The organism is Streptomyces sp. BHT-5-2 (assembly GCF_019774615.1).
Classification (GTDB): Bacteria; Actinomycetota; Actinomycetes; order Streptomycetales; family Streptomycetaceae; genus Streptomyces.
The window spans coordinates 2,452,673-2,473,784 of sequence record NZ_CP081497.1 but is presented as its reverse complement, the minus strand read 5'-3'; the positions used below and the strand labels follow the sequence as shown (position 1 = coordinate 2,473,784).

General features: G+C 74.2%; 22 protein-coding genes. 15 read left to right on the top strand and 7 right to left on the bottom strand.

Translation table 11 applies throughout. The annotated features are described in order from the left end of the window. Positions 1-71 precede the first annotated feature (71 nt). Together K2224_RS38570 and K2224_RS38565 are read right to left on the bottom strand one after the other, a co-directional pair. Positions 72-2,339 (bottom strand): heavy metal translocating P-type ATPase, encoded by a 2,268-nt coding sequence (locus K2224_RS38570; RefSeq protein ID WP_221912237.1) that lies wholly within the window; start codon positions 2,337-2,339, stop codon positions 72-74. Positions 2,340-2,502: 163 nt separating this feature from the next. Beyond that, the gene (locus tag K2224_RS38565; RefSeq protein WP_260693812.1) at positions 2,503-3,519 is read right to left on the bottom strand and encodes an Acg family FMN-binding oxidoreductase; all 1,017 of its coding nucleotides are present in this window, start codon (positions 3,517-3,519) and stop codon (positions 2,503-2,505) included. 249 nt (positions 3,520-3,768) lie between these two features. Between K2224_RS38565 and K2224_RS38560 the strand changes: the two genes are divergently transcribed. The 3 genes from K2224_RS38560 to K2224_RS38550 are packed head-to-tail and all read left to right on the top strand — an operon-like array spanning position 3,769 to position 6,151. Then, positions 3,769-4,476: a CBS domain-containing protein gene (locus K2224_RS38560; RefSeq protein ID WP_221911748.1), complete on the top strand. Its 708-nt coding sequence runs from the start codon at positions 3,769-3,771 to the stop codon at positions 4,474-4,476. Then, complete coding sequence (locus K2224_RS38555; protein WP_260693810.1) at positions 4,473-5,366, top strand: universal stress protein; 894 nt, start codon at positions 4,473-4,475, stop codon at positions 5,364-5,366. Before K2224_RS38560 ends, K2224_RS38555 begins: the two co-directional genes overlap by 4 nt. A 56-nt stretch (positions 5,367-5,422) precedes the next feature. Next, positions 5,423-6,151 carry a pyridoxamine 5'-phosphate oxidase family protein gene (locus K2224_RS38550; protein WP_221911747.1) on the top strand — a complete coding sequence of 243 codons (729 nt, stop codon included), beginning with the start codon at positions 5,423-5,425 and terminating at the stop codon, positions 6,149-6,151. 43 nt (positions 6,152-6,194) lie between these two features. On the opposite strand, the gene K2224_RS38545 is transcribed toward K2224_RS38550, so the two are convergent. Further along, entirely contained in the window at positions 6,195-6,641 is a 447-nt protein-coding gene (locus K2224_RS38545) for a CBS domain-containing protein (protein WP_221911746.1), read from the bottom strand. A gap of 156 nt (positions 6,642-6,797) precedes the next feature. Between K2224_RS38545 and K2224_RS38540 the strand changes: the two genes are divergently transcribed. Further along, positions 6,798-8,159 (top strand): nicotinate phosphoribosyltransferase, encoded by a 1,362-nt coding sequence (locus K2224_RS38540; protein ID WP_221911745.1) that lies wholly within the window; start codon positions 6,798-6,800, stop codon positions 8,157-8,159. Positions 8,160-8,184: 25 nt separating this feature from the next. On the opposite strand, the gene K2224_RS38535 is transcribed toward K2224_RS38540, so the two are convergent. Further along, a complete protein-coding gene (locus K2224_RS38535) occupies positions 8,185-8,646 on the bottom strand; it encodes a cyclic nucleotide-binding domain-containing protein (protein WP_221911744.1) in 462 nt (153 codons plus the stop codon). A gap of 366 nt (positions 8,647-9,012) precedes the next feature. On the opposite strand from K2224_RS38535, the gene K2224_RS38530 reads away from it, so the two are divergent. The 11 genes from K2224_RS38530 (at position 9,013) to K2224_RS38480 (ending at position 17,867) form a co-directional block, all read left to right on the top strand. Beyond that, on the top strand, positions 9,013-9,249 hold the full coding sequence (locus tag K2224_RS38530; RefSeq protein WP_221911743.1) for a DUF1918 domain-containing protein: 237 nt from the start codon (positions 9,013-9,015) through the stop codon (positions 9,247-9,249). Between the two features lies 1 nt (position 9,250). Beyond that, positions 9,251-10,105 (top strand): universal stress protein, encoded by an 855-nt coding sequence (locus K2224_RS38525; RefSeq protein ID WP_221911742.1) that lies wholly within the window; start codon positions 9,251-9,253, stop codon positions 10,103-10,105. A 94-nt stretch (positions 10,106-10,199) separates the two neighbouring features. After that, entirely contained in the window at positions 10,200-10,679 is a 480-nt protein-coding gene (locus K2224_RS38520; RefSeq protein WP_221911741.1) for a hypothetical protein, read from the top strand. Then, entirely contained in the window at positions 10,676-11,605 is a 930-nt protein-coding gene (locus tag K2224_RS38515; RefSeq protein ID WP_221911740.1) for a hypothetical protein, read from the top strand. Before K2224_RS38520 ends, K2224_RS38515 begins: the two co-directional genes overlap by 4 nt. A gap of 19 nt (positions 11,606-11,624) precedes the next feature. Beyond that, complete coding sequence (locus K2224_RS38510) at positions 11,625-12,923, top strand: V-type ATPase 116kDa subunit family protein (protein ID WP_221912231.1); 1,299 nt, start codon at positions 11,625-11,627, stop codon at positions 12,921-12,923. After that, positions 12,920-13,342, top strand: coding sequence for an ATP synthase subunit C (locus K2224_RS38505; protein ID WP_221911739.1), 423 nt, complete (start codon positions 12,920-12,922; stop codon positions 13,340-13,342). Before K2224_RS38510 ends, K2224_RS38505 begins: the two co-directional genes overlap by 4 nt. Positions 13,343-13,347: 5 nt before the next feature. After that, positions 13,348-13,569, top strand: a complete 222-nt coding sequence (locus K2224_RS38500; RefSeq protein ID WP_221912229.1) for a hypothetical protein — start codon at positions 13,348-13,350, stop codon at positions 13,567-13,569. Then, the gene (locus tag K2224_RS38495) at positions 13,566-14,099 is read left to right on the top strand and encodes a hypothetical protein (RefSeq protein WP_221912321.1); all 534 of its coding nucleotides are present in this window, start codon (positions 13,566-13,568) and stop codon (positions 14,097-14,099) included. Before K2224_RS38500 ends, K2224_RS38495 begins: the two co-directional genes overlap by 4 nt. After that, on the top strand, positions 14,087-15,835 hold the full coding sequence (locus K2224_RS38490; protein WP_260693803.1) for a V-type ATP synthase subunit A: 1,749 nt from the start codon (positions 14,087-14,089) through the stop codon (positions 15,833-15,835). The genes K2224_RS38495 and K2224_RS38490 overlap by 13 nt, the downstream gene beginning before the upstream one ends. Next, entirely contained in the window at positions 15,832-17,241 is a 1,410-nt protein-coding gene (locus K2224_RS38485) for a V-type ATP synthase subunit B (RefSeq protein WP_260693800.1), read from the top strand. The genes K2224_RS38490 and K2224_RS38485 overlap by 4 nt, the downstream gene beginning before the upstream one ends. Beyond that, a complete protein-coding gene (locus tag K2224_RS38480; protein ID WP_221911738.1) occupies positions 17,238-17,867 on the top strand; it encodes a V-type ATP synthase subunit D in 630 nt (209 codons plus the stop codon). The genes K2224_RS38485 and K2224_RS38480 overlap by 4 nt, the downstream gene beginning before the upstream one ends. Positions 17,868-17,912: 45 nt before the next feature. Here K2224_RS38480 and K2224_RS38475 read toward each other — a convergent pair whose 3' ends face one another. The 3 genes from K2224_RS38475 to K2224_RS38465 all read right to left on the bottom strand — a co-directional run bounded on the left by K2224_RS38475 (position 17,913) and on the right by K2224_RS38465 (position 21,111). After that, positions 17,913-18,791 carry a universal stress protein gene (locus K2224_RS38475; protein ID WP_221911737.1) on the bottom strand — a complete coding sequence of 293 codons (879 nt, stop codon included), beginning with the start codon at positions 18,789-18,791 and terminating at the stop codon, positions 17,913-17,915. 149 nt (positions 18,792-18,940) lie between these two features. Next, positions 18,941-20,311, bottom strand: a complete 1,371-nt coding sequence (locus K2224_RS38470) for a Ni/Fe hydrogenase subunit alpha (RefSeq protein ID WP_221911736.1) — start codon at positions 20,309-20,311, stop codon at positions 18,941-18,943. Next, positions 20,308-21,111, bottom strand: coding sequence for an oxidoreductase (locus K2224_RS38465; RefSeq protein ID WP_260693798.1), 804 nt, complete (start codon positions 21,109-21,111; stop codon positions 20,308-20,310). The genes K2224_RS38470 and K2224_RS38465 overlap by 4 nt, the downstream gene beginning before the upstream one ends. Position 21,112: the final 1 nt, after the last annotated feature.

Sequence of the window (21,112 nt, the reverse complement as noted above, 5' to 3'; positions counted from 1 at the left end):
TTCTTGCCGGGGCAGGCGGCTTCGAGGCCCCCGGGCAGTCCGACCGGCCCTGGCCCTGACCCTGGCAGTCGTCAGGAGGAGAGCGAGAAATAGCTCTCCTCCTCCTGGCTGAAGTGGAGCCGAAGGACCGTGTGGAGCCCGTACAACGACGCCCGGAGATCGTCGAGTTGCTCCGGCAGCAAGGCCCCCGCCGCGTCGGCCAGGGCGAGGTGGGTGGCGATGCGCTGGGCGAGGCGCTCGATCTCGGCGTGCGCCCGGCTCATGGTCTCCGTGGCGTCCGGGCCGCCGAGCCGCTCGTTGAGCGCGGGGTACAGCTGGTGCTCCTCGGCGTACTCGTGCGGCAGCAACCGCTCGGTGAGCAGACGGTCGACGCGCCGGACCGCTGCCAGGGCGCGCGGGCCCGGCTCGGCGGAGAGCAGGCTCGCCGCCTCCCGGATGGCGTCCAGGACGCCGCGCAGATCCTCGTGTTCGGCGGCGAACCGGTGGACGAGGCGCTCCGCCGCCGGTTCGAGAGGCGGGCCGCCGGTACCCGGCGCCGGCAGCACGACACGGAGTGCGTTGAGGATGGCGGCCACGTCGATGGCCTCCTGCAGCAGCGCGCCGGCAGCCGGCGGCAGCAGCCCCCACAGCGCCGCGACCATCGCCGCCAAGGACAGCGCCATGCCGCCCACCGCGCTCTGCACCGCGATCCGGCGCGCCCGCACGGCGATGTCCATCGCGTCGGCGAGCCGCCCGACCCGGTCGGTGCCGAGCACGATGTCGGCGGCCTCCGACGCCGAGGTCGCGCCGCGTGCACCCATGGCGACGCCGATGTCCGCGGCGGCCAGGGCGGGGGCGTCGTTGACGCCGTCGCCGACCATCATGGTCACGGCGCGCCCGCGCTCCTCCCGCACGGCCCGGACCTTGTCGGCCGGCAGCTGCCCGGCACGGACGTCGTCCAGCCCCAGCACCGTCCCGACCTGCCTGGCCGGCTCGGGACGGTCCCCGGTGAGCAGCAGGAGCCTGGTCAGCCCGGCCGCCCGCAGCCGCCGCACGGTGTGCGGGGCGTCCCGGCGCAGGGGGTCGTGGAGCAGCACGGCACCGCTGAGCGCGCCGTCGACGGTGACCCAGGCGACCGCGGCCCCGTCGAGCAGCGCGCGGTTGTCCACGGTCCGGGCCCAGCGGGGCAGCTCCGCCGACGGCAGGTCGGTCCTGCCGACGGCGACCCGGCGGCCGTCCACGGTTCCGGTGGCTCCCCGCCCCGGTTCCTCGACGACCTCCCCGGGCAGGGACGGGGTCAGGCCGCGATCGCGCGCCTCCCGGGCGATCGCCTCGGCGAGGACGTGCACCGAGACCTGGTCGACCGAGGCGGCCAACCGCAGGACCTCGGTGGGGGAAGGGCCACCGGGTGCCGCCGCCACCTCCAGCACCCGCGGTCGCCCCGCCGTGAGCGTCCCGGTCTTGTCGATCACCATGGTCCGGGCCCGGCCCAGCGATTCCAGCGCCCGACCGTCCCGGACCACCACGCCCCGTCGGGCCGCCCGCGACATGCCGGAGACGACGGCCACCGGCACCGCCAGCAGCAGCGGGCAAGGGGTCGCCACGACCAGCACGGCCACCGCCCGCACCGGCTCCCCGCTCACTCCCCAGGCGACCCCGGCCAGCCCCAACGACAACGGGAGGAACCACGCGGCATACCGCTCCGCGAGACGCACCGCCGGCGCCTTCTCGGCGCTCGCCTCCCGGGCCAGCCGCACGACCTGCGCATAGGTGCTCTCCCGCGCGGTCGCCGTCGCCGTCGCCTCGAAGACCCCGCCGGCGTTCACCACACCGCTGCGCACCGCTTCGCCGGCCCGCCGCTCCACCTGCGTCGACTCACCGGTGAGCGCCGACTCGTCCAGCACCGCCGCACCCGACACGACCGTGCCGTCGACCGGCACGACCTCACCGGGGCCGACGACGACCACCTCGCCCACGCCGACCTCGTCCAGGTCCACGGAGGCGATCTCCCCACCGCGGCGACACCGGGCCGAGCGCGGCGCACGCTCCAACAGGGCCCGCAGATCACGTGAGGCCCGGTGACCGGCGGCGGTCTCCAACGTCCGGCCGGTCGCCAGCATCACGGCGATCAGCGCCCCGGCGAGGTACTCGCCGACGACCAGCGTCCCGGCGAGCGCCAGCACCGCGATCAGATCGACCCCGACCCGCCCCTTCCGCAGTGTGTCCACCACCCAGGCCACGGCCGGGACCACGGCGATCACCGTGCCGCCCGCCCAGCACGCATCGGCCAGTGCCCCGCGTCCGGCCAGCCAGGCGATCCCGCCCGCGACCAGCGCCACCGTCGTCGCGCTCAGCAGCATCGGGTCGCGACGCCTCCGCCGGGCATCCGCGGTCTCGCGCGCCCGGCCTCCCGCCCGGTCCTCAGCGCACCGCACGACAGCCTCCGCTCCTTGCCCGGGGCCTCCCAGGCCGTCCCGGCGTCGAGCCCGTGTCCGGGTGCACGGGGTCATCCGGTCCCAGCGCTCACGCCGTGATGGTGAGGACCTCATCCACCGGGCGGCGCGGGGTGGGTGGTCCGTCGGGGCCGTAGCCGAGGCGGAGGATCATCTGGACGTGGCCGGGGCCGGAGAGCGGGTCGCGCAGCAGCCAGCGCAGGTCGGGCCATTCCAGGGCCTGGGTGGCGAAGGAACTGGCCAGGCCCTGGCGGGTGGCCAGGAGCAGGACGCGTTCCAGTGCCTGGCCGGCGCGGAGCCAGTCGGCGGGGGTGTCGTGGGTGGTGCTCAGGGAGGCCAGCTGGGGGTGTTTCTCGAAGTCGGCGTAGGCGCGTCCGGGGATGGCGCGTCGGCCGGCGAAGTCCCGTATCGGGGCCGCGCCGCTGCGTTTGGCCGGGCCGAAGGCGTACTCCGGGATGCCCTCGGCAGCGGCTTCGGCAGAGGTGTCGACGGGGGTGTCGGCGGAGGCGTCGTGGGTCCATCGGCGCTGTTCGACTTCGCGGCCGTCGTCCATGCGGTCGTAGCCCTCGGCGTGCAGGATGAGGTCGAGTACCGCCTCGCGGTGCGGGGTGGTCAGGAACGCCAGGCGGGCCCCTTCCGCGGCCGCGGCCTCGACCAGGGCGGCACGCAGGCTCTCCGCGATGCGCCGCTCGGTGAAGGGGTAGCGGCTGGTGTGCCGGACGGCGATGGCGGGCTGGAGGTGGGAGAGGGCCACGTCCAAGGGCTCGTGCGGTACGTCGAGGCGCACCGAGGCCAGCAGTGCGGGGGTGTGGGGGTCTGGTAGCAGTGTGGTGATCGTGCGGTGGCCGGCGTGGGCGGCGGCCACGCGGAGGTTGAGCAGGGCCGCGCCGCAGCCGAGGTGGAGTCCGCGCGTGGTGGGGTCGGCCAGCGGCATCGCGCGATCCAGGTCGGCGGAGAGCAGCACGGTGCGCGAGGCCCGGGAGTAGTCGAAGTGCCACGGTTGGGCGTTGTGCATCGAGGGCGCGGTGATGGCGTCGGCGATCAGGGACATCACGGCGGTGTCGTCGAGGGTGGGGTGGGTGAGCACCGGGGCCTCCCGGGCGGATCGGACCGCGCCCGGCCGGGGCGCGGACGGTGAGTTGGCAGGTGCCTTCAGCCTCGCGGGACGCCGTCGGTGACATCAGGGGCCATCGGGCCCCGACCGGGGACCGGTCGGCCCGGCCGGGGACGGCCGGCCGGTCGAGAGGGCCAAGTGGCTCATACCGGTGCGCCCACCGGGCCGCCCACGCTGGAGGTGTGGCCGCACCCTGGGCCGCCGGGGCGGAAGGAGCCGGAGATGGAGCATCGCACGATAGGCGAGCTGATGACCCGGAAGGTCGTGAGCGTAGGGCTGGAGACTCCTTTCAAGGAGATCGCGCAGACGCTCGCCGACCACGCGGTGAGCGCCGTGCCGGTGCTCGACAGTCTCGGCAGGCCGGCCGGCGTCGTCTCGGAGGCCGACCTGCTGCGGAAGGCCGCCGACCGGTCGGATCTGTCCGGCCGGACGCCGCTACCGCATCTGGAGGCGTGGGAGAAGGCCCGCGCGGAGGGGCGCACCGCCGGAGAGCTGATGTCCGCCCCGGCGGTGTGCGCGCACCCGGACTGGACGGTGGTGGAGGCGGCCCGCCTGATGGAGGTGCAGCACCTCAAGCGGCTTCCCGTGGTCGACGAGGCGGATGTCCTGCTGGGCATCGTCAGCCGCAGCGACCTGCTGCGCGTCTTCCTGCGCAAGGACCGGGCGATCCGGGAGGAGATCACCCGCGAGGTCCTCGGGCGCACGGCACGGCTCGGCGCCGCCGGCGTGACCGCCGAGGTCAATCGGGGCCAGGTCGCCCTGCACGGCACCGTGACGGACGCACTGCTGATCCCGGTGCTGGTGCGGATGTGCGCGAGCGTCGACGGCGTGGTGTCGGTGTCCGAGGACCTCAAACCGACGCCGGCGGCCGACGACCGGACCGTCCGGACCGGCGAAGGACGAACCAAGGAAAGCCGGACGCCATCATGAAGACCGCCATCATGAAGAGCGCCGTCACGAAGAACGTCATCACCGTCGGCGTGGACGGTACACCCCATGCCCTGGCGGCAGCGACGTGGGCGGCACACGAAGCGCGCCTACGACAGTCCCGACTGCGGCTCCTGACCGCCTGGGAACCCCTTACCGCGAGACCCCGCGGGGCACCGTGGACGCAGGAGATCCCGCACTGGCCGGACCGGATCATCGAGGAGGCCAGGGCCACGGTCGAGTCGGCCGAGCCCGGGATACCCATCGATGTGAGTCTGGTGCGCGAGCCGCCGTTGGAAGCCCTGGTCGAGGCCGCCGAGCAGGCGGACCTGCTGGTCCTGGGGTCGCGTGGGCTGGGCCCGGCGGCCCGCTTCACACTCGGCGAGACCGGCCTGGACCTGGTGCCCCGGGTCGACATCCCGGTCGTCCTGGTCCGGGCCCGGCACGATCGCCCGGCCACCGAGGGCAGCAGCGGCGTCGCCGTCGGTGTCAGCCTGCACGCCCCCGGCGACGCGCTGTTGGCCTTCGCCTTCGAGACCGCCGCCCGACGCGCCGTCCCCCTCCGCGCCATACACGGCAGGAACCTACCGCCGTTCGCCTACGACCGGGGCGGCGCCGCGGAGCGGGCCGCTGCGGAACAAGCCGAACTGCTGGCACGTGAGGAGCTGTCCGAGGCGCTGCGCCCATGGCGGGAGAAGTTCCGGGACGTGCGCGTCGAGCAGCAGGTGGTGATGGAGAGTCCGGCACCGGCCCTGCTGCACGGGGCAGCGGGAACGCAGTTGCTGATCGTCGGCCGCCGACACCTGGGCCGTGCGGTCCCGCGCATCGGCCACGTCGTCCACGCGGCCGTCCACCACGCGCCGTGCCCCGTGGCGGTCGTGCCGCACGAGTGACCAACCCCCGCCGCACGAACGAGGCCGGAGCCGCCGGCAGAAAGGACGCGTGCGCGATGACGAGCGACCGAGCAACCGGACCCGGCGCCGAACCGGTCCGGGCCCGCAGCGATCTGGGACGGCGCACCGCGATGCGCCGCGAGCAGCTGGGGCTGACCCGTGAGGAGGTCGCGGCCCGGGCCGCCGCCGCACCCGGCTACATCCAGTACGTCGAAGAACACGCGGCCGAACCGAGCATCGGCTTCCTGCTGCGCCTCGCCAGTGCGCTCAACACCTCGGTCGCCGAGCTGACGGGCGGTAACGCCGATCTACCGGCAGGCTTCGGCCAAGCCGGTACACACCCCGAGGTGCTGACGCTCGGCCCCGCCGAGTGCCGGGAACTGCTCTCCACCCACGGCATCGGCAGAGTGGCCGTCACCCTCAACGACACCCCCGCCGTCTTCCCCGTCAACTACAGCGTCATCGACGACGTGATCGCCTACCGCACCCAGGCGGGCTCCGGTCCCGCAGCGGCGGCCGGCCACGAGGCGGCGCTGGAGGTGGACCACATCGACGACGCGTTCAGTCAGGGGTGGAGTGTGCTGGTCGTGGGGCCCGCCGAGGTCGTCACCGGCTTCTACGAGTCCCGCAAGTTCGAGGAGCAGGCGTACTCGGCCCCGTGGGTGGGCGGTGGCCGGTACCAGTGGATCGCCATCCGGCCGACCCGGATCAGCGGTCGGCGGATCCGCGTTCCCGGGGCGCCTGCATCGCCGACCGGGAGCACCGAGCAGAGTCCGGGCGCATGAACACCACGGCGAGTGCCGCCCGCCCGAGGCGAGCCGTCCCCCGTCAACCCGGCGAGGCCCTCCCCGCCGGCGGTGGTTCTGCCAGGACGCACCACGAGACCGCGCCGAGCAGTTCGGAGAGCCTCCTGGAGACGTCCATCAACAGGTCGTCCAACGCCACCACACCCACGAGCCGCCCCTCGTCGACGACCGCGAGCCGGCGGACCGCCGAGCGCGCCATGGTCCGGTACGCGGCATCCACGTCGTCGCCCGGCCGGACGACCTGGGCCGGCACCGTCATCACCTCACCGACCGGCGCGCTCGCGCACCGCTCCGCGCCGAGACCGCGCACCGCGAGATCCCGGTCGGTGACCATGCCGAGAACCGCCTCGGCCGACACCACGACGACGCACCCGACGGTGCGCCGCGCCATCAGCCGCGCAGTGTCCCGCAGGGTGGTGTCGGGGGTGACCGTGACCACCGGCGTACGCATCACGTCGCGAATCCTCATGACGGCCTCCTCACCGGCGTCGAACCCACTGTCGCGCGGGAGCCCGGTCGGAGCTGTGGGCCGGTCGTCCTCGCCGGCGGCCGAAGGGCCCATGTGCGGGACCGGGGGACGGGCACCCCGGCATGGGGAAGCGAAAACGTGGAAGGAACGGCCGCCATGTCCGAGACCACCACCACCGACCTGTACGAAGTGACCATGGCGCTCTCCTACCTGAGCGAGCGGATGACGGACTCGGCCACCTTCAGCTGCTTCGTCCGTCAACTCCCGCCCGACCGGGGCTTCCTGGTGTGCGCCGGTGTCGAGTCGGCGCTGAGCTACCTGTCCCGGTACCGCGTCGGCCTCGACGACGCCAGGGCCTTCGCGGAGGCGTTGCGACGTCCGGTCCACGACCTGATGCCGCTGGTGGGGATGCGTTTCACCGGCAGCGTGCGCGCGGTTCCCGAGGGCCGCGTCGTCCTGGCCGGCGAACCGCTGATGGAGGTCACCGCACCCCTGCCGCAGGCGCAGCTCGTCGAGACGAGTGTGCTGAACCACCTCAGCCACCAGACCATGGTGGCCTCCAAGTGCGTCCGCTGCGTCCTCGCAGCCCGGGGGCATGCGGTGGTGGACTTCTCGCTGCGCCGCACCCACGGGATGGCCGCCGGCCTGCACACGGCCCGACTTGCCGCCCTGACCGGCTTCGCGGGCACCAGCAACGTCGCCACGGCCCGGGCCCTGAACTTCCCCGCGGTCGGCACCATGGCGCACTCGTACGTCGAAGCCTTCAAGGACGAGGAGGCGGCCTTCACCGCCTTCGCGCGCTGCCACCCCGGCCCGGTCACGCTCCTGGTGGACACCTACGACACCGAGTCGGGTGTCGCAGCCGCCGCCCGCGTGCTGCGTGCATTGGACCGCGCCGACGGCTCGGCGGTCCGGCTGGACAGCGGTGATCTCAAGGAACTGTCCTTCCGCGCCCGGGCCGTCCTCGACGCCGCCGGGCTCCCGCAGGTCCGGATCGTGGCCAGTGGTGGCCTGGACGAGTACTCCGTGCACGACCTGGTGTCGGCGCGGGCGCCGATCGACGTGTACGCCGTCGGCACCCGGGTGGGAGTCAGCGCCGACGCCCCGTACCTGGACACCGCCTACAAACTCGTCGAGTACGCCGGACGTCCGGTGATGAAACTGTCGACGGCCAAGGCGACGGCACCCGGCCGCAAGCAGGTCTTCCGGCGCCCCGGCTGCGTCGACGTGATCGGCCTGGCCGACGAGGAGCCGCCGCCCGGCAGTGTGCCGCTGTTGCGGGCGGTGATGCGGGGCGGGATGCGGTGCGTGTCGCCGCTGCCGTTGGAGGACGCCCGGCGGCGGCTCGCCGCGGAGGTGGCGCAACTCCCCGCCGCGGCCAGGGAGATCAGGTCGCCGGCGCCGGTACGGGCCACCGTGTCGAAGCCGCTGGCACGGCTGACGAACCGGGTGCGGCAGCAGATCGAGCAGGAGGTGTTCGGCCCGTCCCGGGTGGCCCGGGGCCGCGTCTCCGGCTGACGGAGCACGGGCGGCGCGGGGTCGTTCAGGTCGGTCCGGGGCGGAGGCTCGCGCCCGCGCCGGCCAGATCGACCAGCCGGTGCCGGGTGGCCAGCAGCCTGCGGGCGACCACGTCGAGGACCTGGCGGGTCACCGCCAGCCCCAGGGCGGGGTCCGCTTCGCACAGTGCGCGCACCGCGGTGGCGTCGAACTCATGGGCCCGCACGAGGGTGAACGCTTCCGCGCCCATCCGCCACCGGTACGGCGGCACCAGCCACGACCAGCCCAACAGGTCCCCCGGGCCCAGCGGTTCGACGACCGCCGGCCGACGGCCCGGCAGCCGGACGTCCAGGTTCACCGAACCCGTGCGGATGATCCAGAACTGGTCGGCTGCCCCGCCCTCCTCGAAGATGCGGGTGCCTTCGGGGAAGGACACCTCGTGGGCGAAGGCCAAGAGGCGTTCCCGCCCGTCGGGCGGGAGTCGGTGGAGCAGGGGCGTGGTGGTCATGGCCGTCCTCCACATCTCCGGCCGTCCGCGGGACGGCGCCGCGGGACACCAGGGCTCCGCGCCCGCCGGCGGGCGGACCGTGAACGTGCCGGCCCGCACAGGCGGGCCGGCGTTCGCGACCAAGGAGGACCGCCCACTTCTCGCGGGCCCTGATTGCGCGGTGCACGGTCTCGCTCCGCTTCTCCGCGTCTACCGTCCTCCTCGTCACTTTCAGTGAAACGCGTGGCGGCGCCGAAGGCCAGTTCCGGTTGGTCCCCACCCCATGGGCCGAACGACCCTTTGGCCAGGCGACTCGCCCTATGTCCGACCCGTCGCCCCTGTGACAGGTTCGGCACTGGACACCGGTGCACAAGTGAGGTGAGGGCGGTGCAGGCACACATCGGCGATCAGCTCGTGGTCGCATCACCGAGCACGGGAACCACCCGGCGGGACGGGGAAGTCGTGGGACTGCACCACGAAGACGGGACCCCGCCCTACGACGTCCGCTGGTCGGACACCGATCAGGTCTCCCTCTTCTTCCCCGGCCCCGACACCCACGTCCGGCATCTGCACTGCGCTCCGGGAGCCGCACCGCCGCGCACCGCCACTCCGGAGGAGGCATGACATGGGCGGCGCGGTCCTCGTCGGGCTCGACGGCACCGGCCACAGCGAGCCGGCGGTGCGCTGGGGTGCCGAGGAGGCGGCCGTCCGCAACCTCCCGCTCCACCTCCTGCATTCCTGGGTCTCCCAGCCGTGGTCGGTCTCGTCCGTCCCGGAGAGCGCCGAACGACGGCGGTACGGCACCGAAGCGCTCCGCCGGGCCGAGGCCATCGCCAAGGAAATGCACCCGGGGATTCCGGTGAAGGCCGAGCAGGTGGCGGAGAAGGCCGCGGATGCCCTGGCGGGCCGCAGCGGGGAATCCACGCTGCTGGTACTGGGGTCGCGCGGGCACGACAGCATCGCGGGCTTCCTGATGGGGTCGGTGAGCCTGTGTGTTCTGGGGCGTGCCGAGTGCCCGGTGATCACCGTCCGTGAGCAGGAGGCGTCCGTCGGGCCCGGACCCGAGATCGTCGTCGGCGTATCGGGACAAGAGGGCTCCGCAGGTGATGCGGTGCTCGACTACGCCTTCACCGCCGCCTCGGCACACCGTGCGTGCCTGCACGCCGTACGCGCCCGGACGCCCTCCACCGCTCTCGACGTCGGCACCGCCCCGACACCGGACGAGACGGAGCGCACGGCGGCGGAGCGGGAGTCGCTCTCGGCAAGCCTGGCCCCCTGGCGCGAGAAGTACCCGAACGTCCAGGTGATCGAGGAGGTGCTCGACGGCGGGGCCGTGCCCACGCTCCTGGGCGCCTGCTCGCGAGCCGGGCTGCTGGTCGTCGGGCGCCGGACACAGCGCATGCCCATGCCCCTCGGCCCGTCGGTGCTCGCCTTCCTGCACCACTCGTGCTGCCCGGTCGCGGTCGTTCCCCGGAAGTGAGCCGCGGCGCTCTCCCGAGCACCGTCCACCCCTTTGCGGAGAAACTGGAAGCACGACGGCATCGGCAGTACGGCCGACGGAGGGAGGTTCGGCGATGGCGGGGCTGCGTGATCTCCTGATGCGCTTCCGTCCGGTCAGTACCCCGGGCCCGGCGGCCACCGGCGTACCCGCCGATCGTGCCGCGGAGCTGGCCGCCGAACTCACACCGACGCTGGCCCGACTGGACGGCGCGGCCGACGAGGCGGAAGCCGTCCGTGCCTCGGCGCGCCGTGAGGCCGACCGCATCCGCCGGGACGCCGCCCGCCACGCGGAGGCCATCACGGCCCGTGCGACTGCGCTCTCCGAGCGCATCCGAACGCATGCCGCACGGCAGCGGCTGGAGCTCGGCCGACGGGAGGCCGCCACGATTCGCGAGGAGGGCCGACGCGCGGAAGCCGTGCTGAGAAGCCGAGCCGCGGCACGGATCCCGGCCATGGCGGACCGGCTGACCGACGAGGTGCGTCGGCAACTCGGCCTGTCCGCCCTGCACACCGAACCCCCCGGAGGTTCACGGGAGCGGGGCGGCGGCCCGTGAGTGCCGCATGGGTGGCCGGGGTGACCAGGGCGCGCGGGCTGCTGGAACGGTGTCCGGGCGCGGCCGGTGCCCGCCGGGTCGCGGCTGCCGGCACGCTGGACGAGGCCGTGCGTCGTCTGGCCACCACCCCCTATCAACGGCGGCTGACCGCCGGCATGTCCCTGCCGGCGGCCCAGCGGGCGGTCGCGGCGACCCTGCTCTGGCATCTGCGTGTGCTCGCGGGCTGGCTGCCGCGGCGCGGGGTGGACGATCTCCGCCTGCTGGCGTCCGGCTTCGAGATCGTCAATGTCGAGGGGCACCTGCGGCAGCTGAGCGGCGAGCCGTCGGAACCGTCCCCGTATGAACTCGGGGCGCTCGCGACCGCCTGGCACCACCTCTCCCGCACCGCCCGGCCCGAAGAGCTGCGAACCGCCCTGCAGGCATCACCCTGGCGCGGTGCCGGTGGCAGTGCCGCCGAGCTGGCGGTCGGGCTGCGGCTCATCGCGGCCGCCAGGACCGCCGCACGGGTGCCGCCCGCGGCACGCTGGGCGGCCGGCCGCGCGGCACTCCTCGTTGCACGGGAACGGTTCGTGCACGGCCGGGAACTGCCCGCACAGGCCACCGGCCCGGCCGCACGGCTCATCGGCCCCGCCTACCGCGCTCCTGACTTCCGCGCGTACCGACGTCGGCTCCCCGTCTCGGCACGGTGGGCGCTGCGCGGCATCGAGGATCCGGCCGGCCTCTGGCAGGCGGAGGGACGGTGGTGGCGGGATATTGAGCAGGACGGCCGGAGCATGTCGCGCCGCTGCCGGTACGACGCGATTCCCGTTGTGGGCGTGGTCGCGGTCCTGTCGGCCGACGCGTGGCGCACCCGCGCCGCACTGGAACTCACCGTGAGCGGTGCCTCCTCCCCGGAGGGCTTCGATGACTTCGATTTCCTGGTCTGAGGCACTCTTCCCCGTGCCCATGCAGCGTGTGGCGGTGGTCGTGCCACGGCCGGCCGAGCGGGACGCCCTGGTGTGCCTCGCCGAGGCCGGATGTGTGGACCTCGACCGGACCGGTGGCCCCGGGCCACCGGGGGACGCGTCGTCGTACCCGGATCGCTCCGCGGCGGCGACGCTCGCCGCGGAGCGGGAGGTGGCGGCACGCCTGGGCGAAGCGGTCCGGCGTGGGGACGTCGCCGCGCTCGCGGGGTGGTGTCCGCGCGCCGAGGTGGCACCGCTGGGCGCGCGGTTGGCCGAACTCGGCGGTGCGCTGGTGCCGATGGCGGCGCCGCGGGGCATCGACCCGCCGACCGCGCTGCGTCGCACGGGCCCGGTACGTGGCGCCTGCTCGTCCCTGGTGACGGCCTACGGCACACCTCCGTACCCGGACCTCGACCCCTCGTGGGGAGCCGCCGCCCTGTACGCGGTGATGTTCGGGATGATGTTCGGCGACGTGGGGCACGGTGTCCTGCTGTTGCTCGCGGCGCTCGGACTCGCGGTGCTGCGGCCCCGCCGACTGGCCGCCTGGCTGCGGATCTGGCCCCTCGTGGCCGCCGCCGGTGTCCTGAGCATCGTGGCCGGGTTGGCCTACGGGGAGTTCTTCGGGCCGACCGGGGTGCTGCCCGTCTTGTGGTTGGCGCCGCTGCACGCTCCCGTCCGGCTGCTGCTGTCGGCGGTTGCGGTCGGTGCGGTCCTGCTCCTCCTCGCTTACGGAGCGGGGGCGTTGAACCGGTGGCGCGAGCGGGGCCCCTCCGGCGCCCTGTACTCCCTGTCGGGTATCGCCGGGGGCGGTGTCTTCCTGGGGTTGGCGGGGGTGGCGGGGGGCGCCGTCGGGCATCTGAGGTGGGTGGTGGCGGCGGGGGCCGCGGTGGCGGTCACCGGCGCCGTCCTGGCGGCGGCGGGCCTGTACGCCGGCACCGATCGCGGTGTCTCCGGGCTGTTCCAGACCGGCGTGCAGCTCTTCGACGGCGTCGTCCGCATCCTGTCCAACGCGGTGTCCTTCGCGCGCTTGGCCGCCTTCGGTCTCACCCATGCGGTACTGGGCGCGGTGGTCTGGGCGGGCACCACGGGCCTGGCCCGGCACGGCCCGGCAGGGCTGCTGGGCGCCGTGGTGCTCTTCGTCCTGGGCAATGTGCTCGTCTTCGCGCTGGAGGCGCTGGTGGCGGGGGTCCAAGCGCTGCGTCTCACGTACTTCGAGCTCTTCTCCCGGGTCTTCGAAGGTCAGGGACGGCCGTTCCGTCCCTGGCGTCTTCCGGTTCGTCGTTCGGAGGTCGTGCCGTGATCACCTGGCTCGTCGCGCTGCCCGTCATCGCCCTGATGTGGTGGGCGCTGCGCCTGCTGTTCCGCAAGCGTGGCGGCAAGAGCGCGCTGCGGTGTGCCGTGGGGGCCAACCTCGTACTGCTGGCGGGGGCGGTGGCCCTGCTGCTCGTGGCGTTGAGCGGGGGGCCGGCCCAGGCGGCGCCCACGGCGCAGGCCGGTACCGCGGGCACCAATGCCGCGGCGCTGATCGGCGCGGCCATCGCGGTGGCCGGTGCCTCGATCGGCGCGGCGATCGCCGTGGCGTACACCGGTGCCGCGGCCCTGGCCGCACTCAGCGAACGCCCGGAGCTCTTCGGCCGGGCGATGGTGATCGTCGGGCTGGCCGAGGGAATCGCCATCTACGGACTGGTCGTGGCCGTGCTCCTGATCGGCAAGGCGTGAGCACCATGGGTGTGGTCGTCGCCATCGGGGAGCGGGCCAGGACCGCGGGATTCGCCCTGGCCGGGGCACAGGTCGGGCCCGCCGACGACCCGGACCGGGTCCGCGCGTTCTGGCGGGAGCTGCCCGCCGACGCGGCCTTGGTCGTCCTCACCCCCGCGGCAGCAGCCGCACTGGGCCCCGAAGTCCTGGACGCCGCGGAGCCGTTGACGGTGGTGATGCCGCCGTGACCGAGGCGCGCACCCCCGCGACCGGCCCGGCCGAGCCGCTGGCCGCCGTCCGGACGGCGCTGCTGCGCGCCGCCGCGGAGGACGCCGATCGGCTGGTGGCCGCGGCGTACCGGGACGCCGACGCGGTCGTCGCCGACGCCCGGTCCCGTTCGGCCGCCGTGCTGCGCGCGGCGCGCCGCCAGGGGGAGCAGGCGGGCGCCCGGGCCGCTGCCGACGCCACGGCGCGCACCCGGCACGCCGTGCGCACGGGAATCCTCCGGGCCCGGGCCGAGGCGTACGACGAACTGCGTCGGACGGTACTGAGCCATGTGCGACGGTGCCGGGAGGAACCGGGATACCCCGCTGTGCGGGAGCAGTTGGCCGATCGGGCACGTCGGTTGCTGGGCCCGGGGGCCACCCTCGCCGAGCATCCGCGGGGCGGGGTGGTGGGCAGCGCCGACGGCCGGCGCGTGGATCTGAGCCTGGACGCGCTGGCCGGTCGCGTCCTGGACGGCGCCGGTGCCGGGATCGAGTCGCTGTGGCGGACCTGACGACGGCGGAGCACGCCGCCCGTCCGACCCCCACCGCCCGCATCCTGCGGGTGGCCGGGCCACTCGTCGAGTTGGAGAACGCAGGCCGGGTCGCCATGAACGACCTGGTTCTGCTGGGCCCGGGGCGGGTACCGGCCGAGGTCGTCGCGATCACCACGTCCCGGCTCACGGTCCAGGCGTACGAGTACACCGGCGGTCTGGCACCGGGCCAGCACGGCTTCCCCGTCGGCGCACCGGTCTCCGCGCGGCTCTCCCCCGGGCTGCTGGGCGGAGTGTTCGACGGGCTGCTCCGCCCGCTGACCGCCTTCGGTGACCGGCTGGTGCCGGGGACCGGCACCGGCGCGCCCCCGGTGCACCGTTGGACGTTCGACGCGTCCGTCGGCCGGGGTCGGGAGGTGGGCGAGGGCACGGTGATCGGCGAGGCGGGAGACGCGGCCGGGCCGCGTACCCGGATTCTCGTGCCGCCGGGCTGCGGCGGTGCGGTCACGTACGTGGCCGACTCCGCCGAGCAGCCCGAGGACGCGGTGCTCGCCGTGGTCGGCGGCACCGAGATCCGGTCGGTGACCGACTGGCCGGTGCGTCGGCCGCGTCCGGTCCGCGAACGGGTCCGGGCCCGCACTCCACTGACCACCGGACAACGCGTGATCGACCTGCTCTTCCCGGTGGCCCGGGGCAGCACCGTCGCGGTGCCCGGGGGCTTCGGCACGGGCAAGACGCTGCTGCTCCAGCAGATCGCCAAGTGGTGCGACGCCGACATCATCGTCTACGTCGGCTGCGGTGAGCGCGGCAACGAAATGGCCGACGTCATCACGGAGTTCGCCGAGCTGACCGATCCACGGACCGGCGGGCGGCTGGCGGATCGCACCGTGATCATCGCCAACACGTCCAACATGCCGATGATGGCCCGGGAGGCGAGTATCCACACGGGTGCCACCGTCGCCGAGTACTTCCGTGACATGGGGTACGACGTGGTGGTCATCGCCGACTCCACCTCCCGCTGGGCGGAGGCCCTGCGGGAATTCGCCTCGCGGACCGGCGAACTGCCCGCGGAGGAGGGGTACCCGGCCGGGCTGGCCTCGGCCCTCGCGGCCTTCTACGAGCGGGCCGGGGCGGTGAACACGCTCGGGGCGGGGCCCGGTTCGGTGACCGTCCTCGGAGCCGTCTCCCCGCCCGGCGGCGACCTGACGGAGCCGGTCACCGCGCACACCGAACGCTGTGTGCGCGGCCGGTGGACGCTCGACCGGGAACTGGCCTACGCGCGCCACTACCCCGCGGTGTCATGGGCGCACTCGTTCTCCCGGGACGCCGAAGTCCTCACCGTGGGACCGGACGGACCGGAGGCCGCCGACCGGCGGGCCGCCGTGGCCGGGCTGCTGGCCGAGGCCGACCGTTTGGCGGACCTGGTCGATCTGGTCGGCATCGGCGCACTGCCCGCGCCCGAACGGGTCGGCGTCCTGGCCGGCCGCCTGATCCGGGAGGGTCTGCTGCAACAGAGCGCCCTCTCGTCCAACGACGCGCACAGCACCCCGGTGAAGACGGCCGCGCTCGCCGACGCGGTGCTCGCCGTCATCGAACGGTGTCGGACCCTGGTGGCGTCCGGTACCCCGCCGGACCTCGTCGAACAGGCGGACTTCACCGCCCTGTTGCGGGCTCGCGAGGAGGCGGGGCCGAGCGACACCGCCACCGTGCGGGCGGCCCGCGACACCGTCCTCACCGCCCTGGGAGAGCTCCGGTGAGCCCCGAGCAGACACCGGCCGCGGCGGTGGAGTACACCGCGGCACGGGAGCTGCGCGGACCGCTCGTCGTGATGGGCGGCGTCACCGGCGTCGGCTGGGACGAATTCGCAACGATCACCCTCGCTTCGGGGGAACGACGGCACGGCGTCGTCCTGGAGGTACACGACGACCTCGCGGTCGTCGAGGTCCTGGAGGGCACCGGTGGCATGGATCCGGCCGGGCTGCGGGTGGCGTTCGACGGCCGCCCGCTGACGGTCCCCGTCGGGGCGGGCTGGCTGGGCCGGACCTGCGACGGCAAAGGGGCTCCGCGCGACGGCGGACCGCCCGTCTTCGGCCGGGTCTCCGCCCCGGTGGAGGGGGTGGCGATCAACACCGTGCGGCGGCAACCGCCCGGTGAGCCGGTGCTCACCGGCGTCGCGGCGGTGGACGCGCTCAGCACCCTGGTGCGCGGGCAGAAGCTCCCGATCTTCTCGGCCGCCGGGCTGCCGCACCTGGAACTCGCGGTGCAGATCGCCGCCCAGGCCACCACGGCGGGCGAGCGGTTCAGCGTCGTCTTCGCGGGCATGGGCCTGACCCACGCGGACGCGTTCTTCGTCCGGGACGCGCTGGAGGACCGCGCCGCCGCCGGCGAGCTGTGCCTGCTGCTCAACACCGCCGACGACCCGGTGATCGAGCGCATCCTCGCCCCGCGCCTGGCGCTCACCGTCGCCGAACACCTCGCGTTCGACGGCGGCCGGCACGTCCTGGTGATCATGACGGACATGACGTCCTACGCCGAGGCGCTGCGCGAGGTCTCCGCCGCCCGCGGGGAGGTGCCCGCCCGCCGGGCCTATCCCGGGTACCTCTACAGCGACCTGGCCTCCCTCTACGAACGGTGCGGACGCATCGTCGACCGCCCCGGCTCGGTGACCGTACTGCCCGTCCTGACCATGCCGGCCGGGGACATCACCCACCCCGTCCCCGACCTCACCGGCTACATCACCGAAGGACAGATCGTCCTCTCCCCGCAGATCCACGCCGAAGGGGTGTACCCGCCCGTGGACGCGCTGTCCTCCCTCTCCCGTCTGATGCGCAAGGGCGCCGGCCCCGACCGGACCCGCCCCGACCACCTGGATGTCGCGGCACAGCTCACCGCCGCGCTCGCCCGCGCGCGGCAGGCCACCGAACTCGCCGAACTGGCCGGGGAGTCCGCCCTGAGCCCGGCCGACCGCCGCTACCTCGCGATGTACCCGGTGTACCTCCACGACTTCCTGCACCAGGGGCGCGACCGGACACTGACACTGGACGAGTCGCTGGAGCGTGCCTGGCAGGTCCTGCTGACCCTGCCGCCCAGCGAGCTGGGCATGCTCCCGGCCGCCCTGGTGAAGGCACGGACCGGCGACGGCTCCCCGGTGACCGAACCATGACGGCGGCCGCCCCTCCTCCCGTCGGCCGGGCCGCCCGGTTGCGACTGCGCCGCAACCTTCAGGTCGCCACCCGCGGTGCGGAGGTGCTCGACCGGCAGCTCCACCTCCTGCGGGCCGAACTCGCGCAGCTGCGACGGGCGGAATCCGCGGCCCGGGCCGAGTGGGAAGAACGGGAGCGCGAGGCCCGGACCTGGCTGCTGCGCGGTCTGCTGCTCAGCGGGGAGAACGCCCTGCGGACCGCCTCCCTCGTCCCGCCCGCGGACGTCACCGTGGAGTGGGAGGACTCACTGGGCGTCCGCCACCCGGGCCGGACCACCGTGTCCCCGGGCCCCACGGCCACATCGGACGCCGCGCCGCGCAACACCGCGCTGATCCACGCCCGTACCTCGTACCGCGCGGCGATCGAGGCGGCCGCGCGCTACGGGGCCGCCTCGGCCGCCGCCCGCCTGGTCGGGGCCCGGCTGCGCGACACCACGGTCCGGGTCAGAGCACTGCGCCGGCTCCGCATCCCCCGCCTCCAGCAGGAACTCGTGGCCGTCGAGCTGGCCCTGGAGCAGTCGGAGCACGAGGACGCCGTCCGACGTCGCTGGGCGGCGCACCGCACCGGACCGGGCCCCGGCGCCTGACACCCACCGATCGGCGACCGCGGCGTCGTGCGGGCCGGCAAGCGCTCAGTCCGTACCGGCCTCCCGGGGCACCACCGCCAACGGCCCCGGCGCCAAGTGCGCCAGCGTACGGCTGGTGGAACCGAGCACCATCCCACGGAAGCCGCCCAGCCCCCGGGACCCGACCACCAGGCAACGTGCCGCGGCGGCCTCCTCGGCCAGCTGCACCGCCGGCTGCCCCCTCACGACCTTCTCCCGCACCACGACCTGCGGGTACTTCTCACGCCACCCGGCGAGCGCCTCCGACACATCGACGAGGGACTCCTGGACGGCCTCCGGCCAGTCGCCGCGGCGCGGCCGTCGTACCTGCACCGCGAGCAGGTCCGCGTCGCTCGACGCGGCCTCCTCGAACGCGAAGGCCACCGCCGGCGCCGATGCCGGCGAACCGTCCACACCGACCATCACCGGCCCCAGCGGGTCGTAGCGCGAGGTGTCGCCGACGACCAGCACCACCGGGCACGGAGGGTGCCCGACGAGGGACCGGCCGACCGTGGTGAAGGTGACCGCCTCCCCCGGCCCGGACACCTGGTGGGTGCCGACCGCCAGCAGGACGGCTCCCTCCGCCGCCTCCCGCAGCACAGCGGCCGGATGACCGTCCTCCAGGCGCGTCGCGACCCGCAGTCCGGGCACCTGCTCGACCGCGGCGTCCTTGTGGTTCTGCAACAGGTCGCGTCCGGTGGCCCGGAAATGCGAGGCCCACACCTGGTCCGGTGCGTCGAGCCGGTCCTTCGGCGCGGCTCCGGCGGGCCATTCCTGGGCGTGCACCAGGCACAGCTCCCGGCCGCGCCGGGCCGCCGCGGCCGCTGCCCATGCCACCGCACTCGCGGCCGTCGACGAGCGGGAGACTCCGACCATCACCGGGTTGCGCGGGTCGTTGCTGCTCATGCTCCTTCTCCTCCCGGAGACGGGCCCGGAGGGGCCCTACCGGAACCCTGTGCTTCCGAGCCTGGCGCACCGGCACCGGCACCGGTAGGGCCGGGTGGCTCCGCACGGGGTCCGGAGGCCCTGCGCCCCGGTCTCGGGATGTGCGGCGGTCACCCCCGCTCGACGGTCAGGTCGAGGAAGTGCGTGGAGCAGGAGATGCACGGGTCGTGGCTGCGGATGACGCGTTCGCACAGGGTGGTCAGCTCGGCGTCGGTGGCCGGGCCGCCTGCGTCCAGGCGGTGCTGCACCGCGCACCGCAGGTCGTGTTCGATCGCTGCCTGGTTCTGGGCGGTGGGCGGGACCAGGGAGGCGTCGGTGACGGTTCCGTCGGCGTCGAGGGTGTAGCGGTGGTAGAGCAGGCCGCGGGGGGCCTCGGTCGCGCCGTGGCCGGTGGCCGCGCGTGCCGGAACGTCGATGTGGGGACGGGGCGGGGGCTCGTAGGCGTCGATGAGGCGCAGCGCCTCGTCGACGGCGTAGAGCACCTCGATGGCGCGGACGATGATGCTGCGGAAGGGGTTGCGGCACACGGTGCCCTCGCGGGGGTCGCCGAGTCCGGCCTCGCGGGCGGTGTGGAGGATCTTCGGGGGCAGCCAGCGGCCGCTGATCGCGTAGCGGGCGAGCGTCCCGGTCAGGTGGCGGCGCCCGTCGAGTCGTGAGTGCAGGGCGGTGGAGTGCGGTACCTGGGTCTCGACGACGTGCTCGGGGAAGGTGTGGACCGGGAAGGTGCGGGTGGGCAGGGCCCGGTCGCTGTCCGGCGGCAGGCCGGCGGTGCTCGGGGCGGGCATGACGGTGGGGGTGCCGGAGCCGATGGCGTAGCTGCCGGGTTCGGCCAGCGCGAGGAGGTCGTGGTCGCCGCCGGCGTCGGGGAAGTCGAAGCCGGCCACCCAGCGCACGGTGGCCTCCGCTGCGTCGCGGGCGCGTCGCAGCCGTTCCGCCAGGGGCCGCAGCTCACGTTTCGTGGGGACGCGGTGGAATCCGCCGAGGCGGGCGTTGACGGGGTGGATGGCGCGTCCGCCGAGCTGTTCGATGATCGCGTTGCCGGTCTGCTTGAGCCCGAGGCCGCGCTCGACGTGCCCGGGGTGGGTGCGGGCGAGGTCGATGACGCTGTCGTGGCCGAGGAAGTCCGGGGCGTGCAGGAGGTAGATGTGGAGGGTCTGGCTCTCGATCCACTCACCGCAGTAGAGCAGCCGGCGCAGGGCGGTCAGCTGTCCCTCCACGCTGACGCCACAGGCATCCTCGACGGCGCGGCAGGCGCTCATCTGGTAGGCGACGGGGCAGATCCCACAGACCCGGGAGGTGAGGTCGGGCGGCTCGGTGTGGGCACGGCCGCGCAGGAACGCCTCGAAGAAGCGCGGCGGTTCGTAGATCTTCAGGTGCGCCTCGACGACCCGGCCCCCGTCGAGGCGCAGATGCAGGGCTCCCTCGCCCTCGACGCGGGCCAGGGAGTCCACCCGCAGCACCTTGGTTTCCCGGTGCGTCACCGACCGTTCTCCTTCCGCGACTCCGCGTCGAATTCCGGCGCGCCGGTGTTGAACGTGCGCAGCACCCGCACCACGTCGAGGGTGTCCATGCCGTCGCGCCGCAGCAGCGGGACGAAGGAGGGGAAGTTGACGGAATCGGACGGGCCGAAGCAGCCGTAGCAGCCGCGGTCGTAGGCGGGGCAGATGGCGCCGCACCCGGCGTGGGTCACCGGTCCCAGGCAGGGGGTGCCGTGCGCGACCGTGACGCAGACCGTGCCACGGCGCTTGCACTCGAAACACACGCTGTGGGCGGGGACGTCGGGTGTGCGTCCGGCGAGGAAGGCGGTGATGACCTCGACGAGTTGGCCGGGGGCGATGGGACAGCCGCGCAGTTCGAAGTCGACGGGCACGTGGGCGCTGATGGGGGTGGAGGTGGCGAGGGTGTCGATGTAGTCGGGCCGGGCGTAGACCACGGCCTGGTATTCGGCGATGTCGACGTAGTTGCGCAGGGCCTGCACGCCCCCGGCCGTGGCGCAGGCGCCGATGGTGACCAGGCGGCGGGAGGCGGCGCGGATGTGTCGGATCCGCTCCGCGTCCTGCGCCGTCGTGACCGACCCCTCGACCAGGGAGAGGTCGTAGGGGCCGGGCCCCGGGGCGCTGGAGGCTTCCAGGAAGTGGCTGATCCGGAGCCGGCCGGCGATGCCGAGGAGTTCGTCCTCGCAGTCGAGGAGGGTGAGCTGGCAACCGTCGCACGAGGCGAACTTCCACACCGCCAGCTCCGGAAGCCGGTCGGTCGCGGACGCGTCGGGGGTGGCCCTCACA

Coding starts and splice junctions, on each gene's coding strand:
- K2224_RS38525 (WP_221911742.1), top strand. CDS start 9,251: ATGGGCGGCGCGGTCCTCGTCGGGCTCGACGGCACCGGCCACAGCGAG.
- K2224_RS38560 (WP_221911748.1), top strand. CDS start 3,769: ATGGAGCATCGCACGATAGGCGAGCTGATGACCCGGAAGGTCGTGAGC.
- K2224_RS38510 (WP_221912231.1), top strand. CDS start 11,625: ATGCAGCGTGTGGCGGTGGTCGTGCCACGGCCGGCCGAGCGGGACGCC.
- K2224_RS38545 (WP_221911746.1), bottom strand. CDS start 6,641: ATGAGGATTCGCGACGTGATGCGTACGCCGGTGGTCACGGTCACCCCC.
- K2224_RS38475 (WP_221911737.1), bottom strand. CDS start 18,791: ATGAGCAGCAACGACCCGCGCAACCCGGTGATGGTCGGAGTCTCCCGC.
- K2224_RS38570 (WP_221912237.1), bottom strand. CDS start 2,339: ATGCTGCTGAGCGCGACGACGGTGGCGCTGGTCGCGGGCGGGATCGCC.
- K2224_RS38555 (WP_260693810.1), top strand. CDS start 4,473: ATGAAGACCGCCATCATGAAGAGCGCCGTCACGAAGAACGTCATCACC.
- K2224_RS38520 (WP_221911741.1), top strand. CDS start 10,200: ATGGCGGGGCTGCGTGATCTCCTGATGCGCTTCCGTCCGGTCAGTACC.
- K2224_RS38480 (WP_221911738.1), top strand. CDS start 17,238: ATGACGGCGGCCGCCCCTCCTCCCGTCGGCCGGGCCGCCCGGTTGCGA.
- K2224_RS38550 (WP_221911747.1), top strand. CDS start 5,423: ATGACGAGCGACCGAGCAACCGGACCCGGCGCCGAACCGGTCCGGGCC.
- K2224_RS38500 (WP_221912229.1), top strand. CDS start 13,348: ATGGGTGTGGTCGTCGCCATCGGGGAGCGGGCCAGGACCGCGGGATTC.
- K2224_RS38535 (WP_221911744.1), bottom strand. CDS start 8,646: ATGACCACCACGCCCCTGCTCCACCGACTCCCGCCCGACGGGCGGGAA.
- K2224_RS38540 (WP_221911745.1), top strand. CDS start 6,798: ATGTCCGAGACCACCACCACCGACCTGTACGAAGTGACCATGGCGCTC.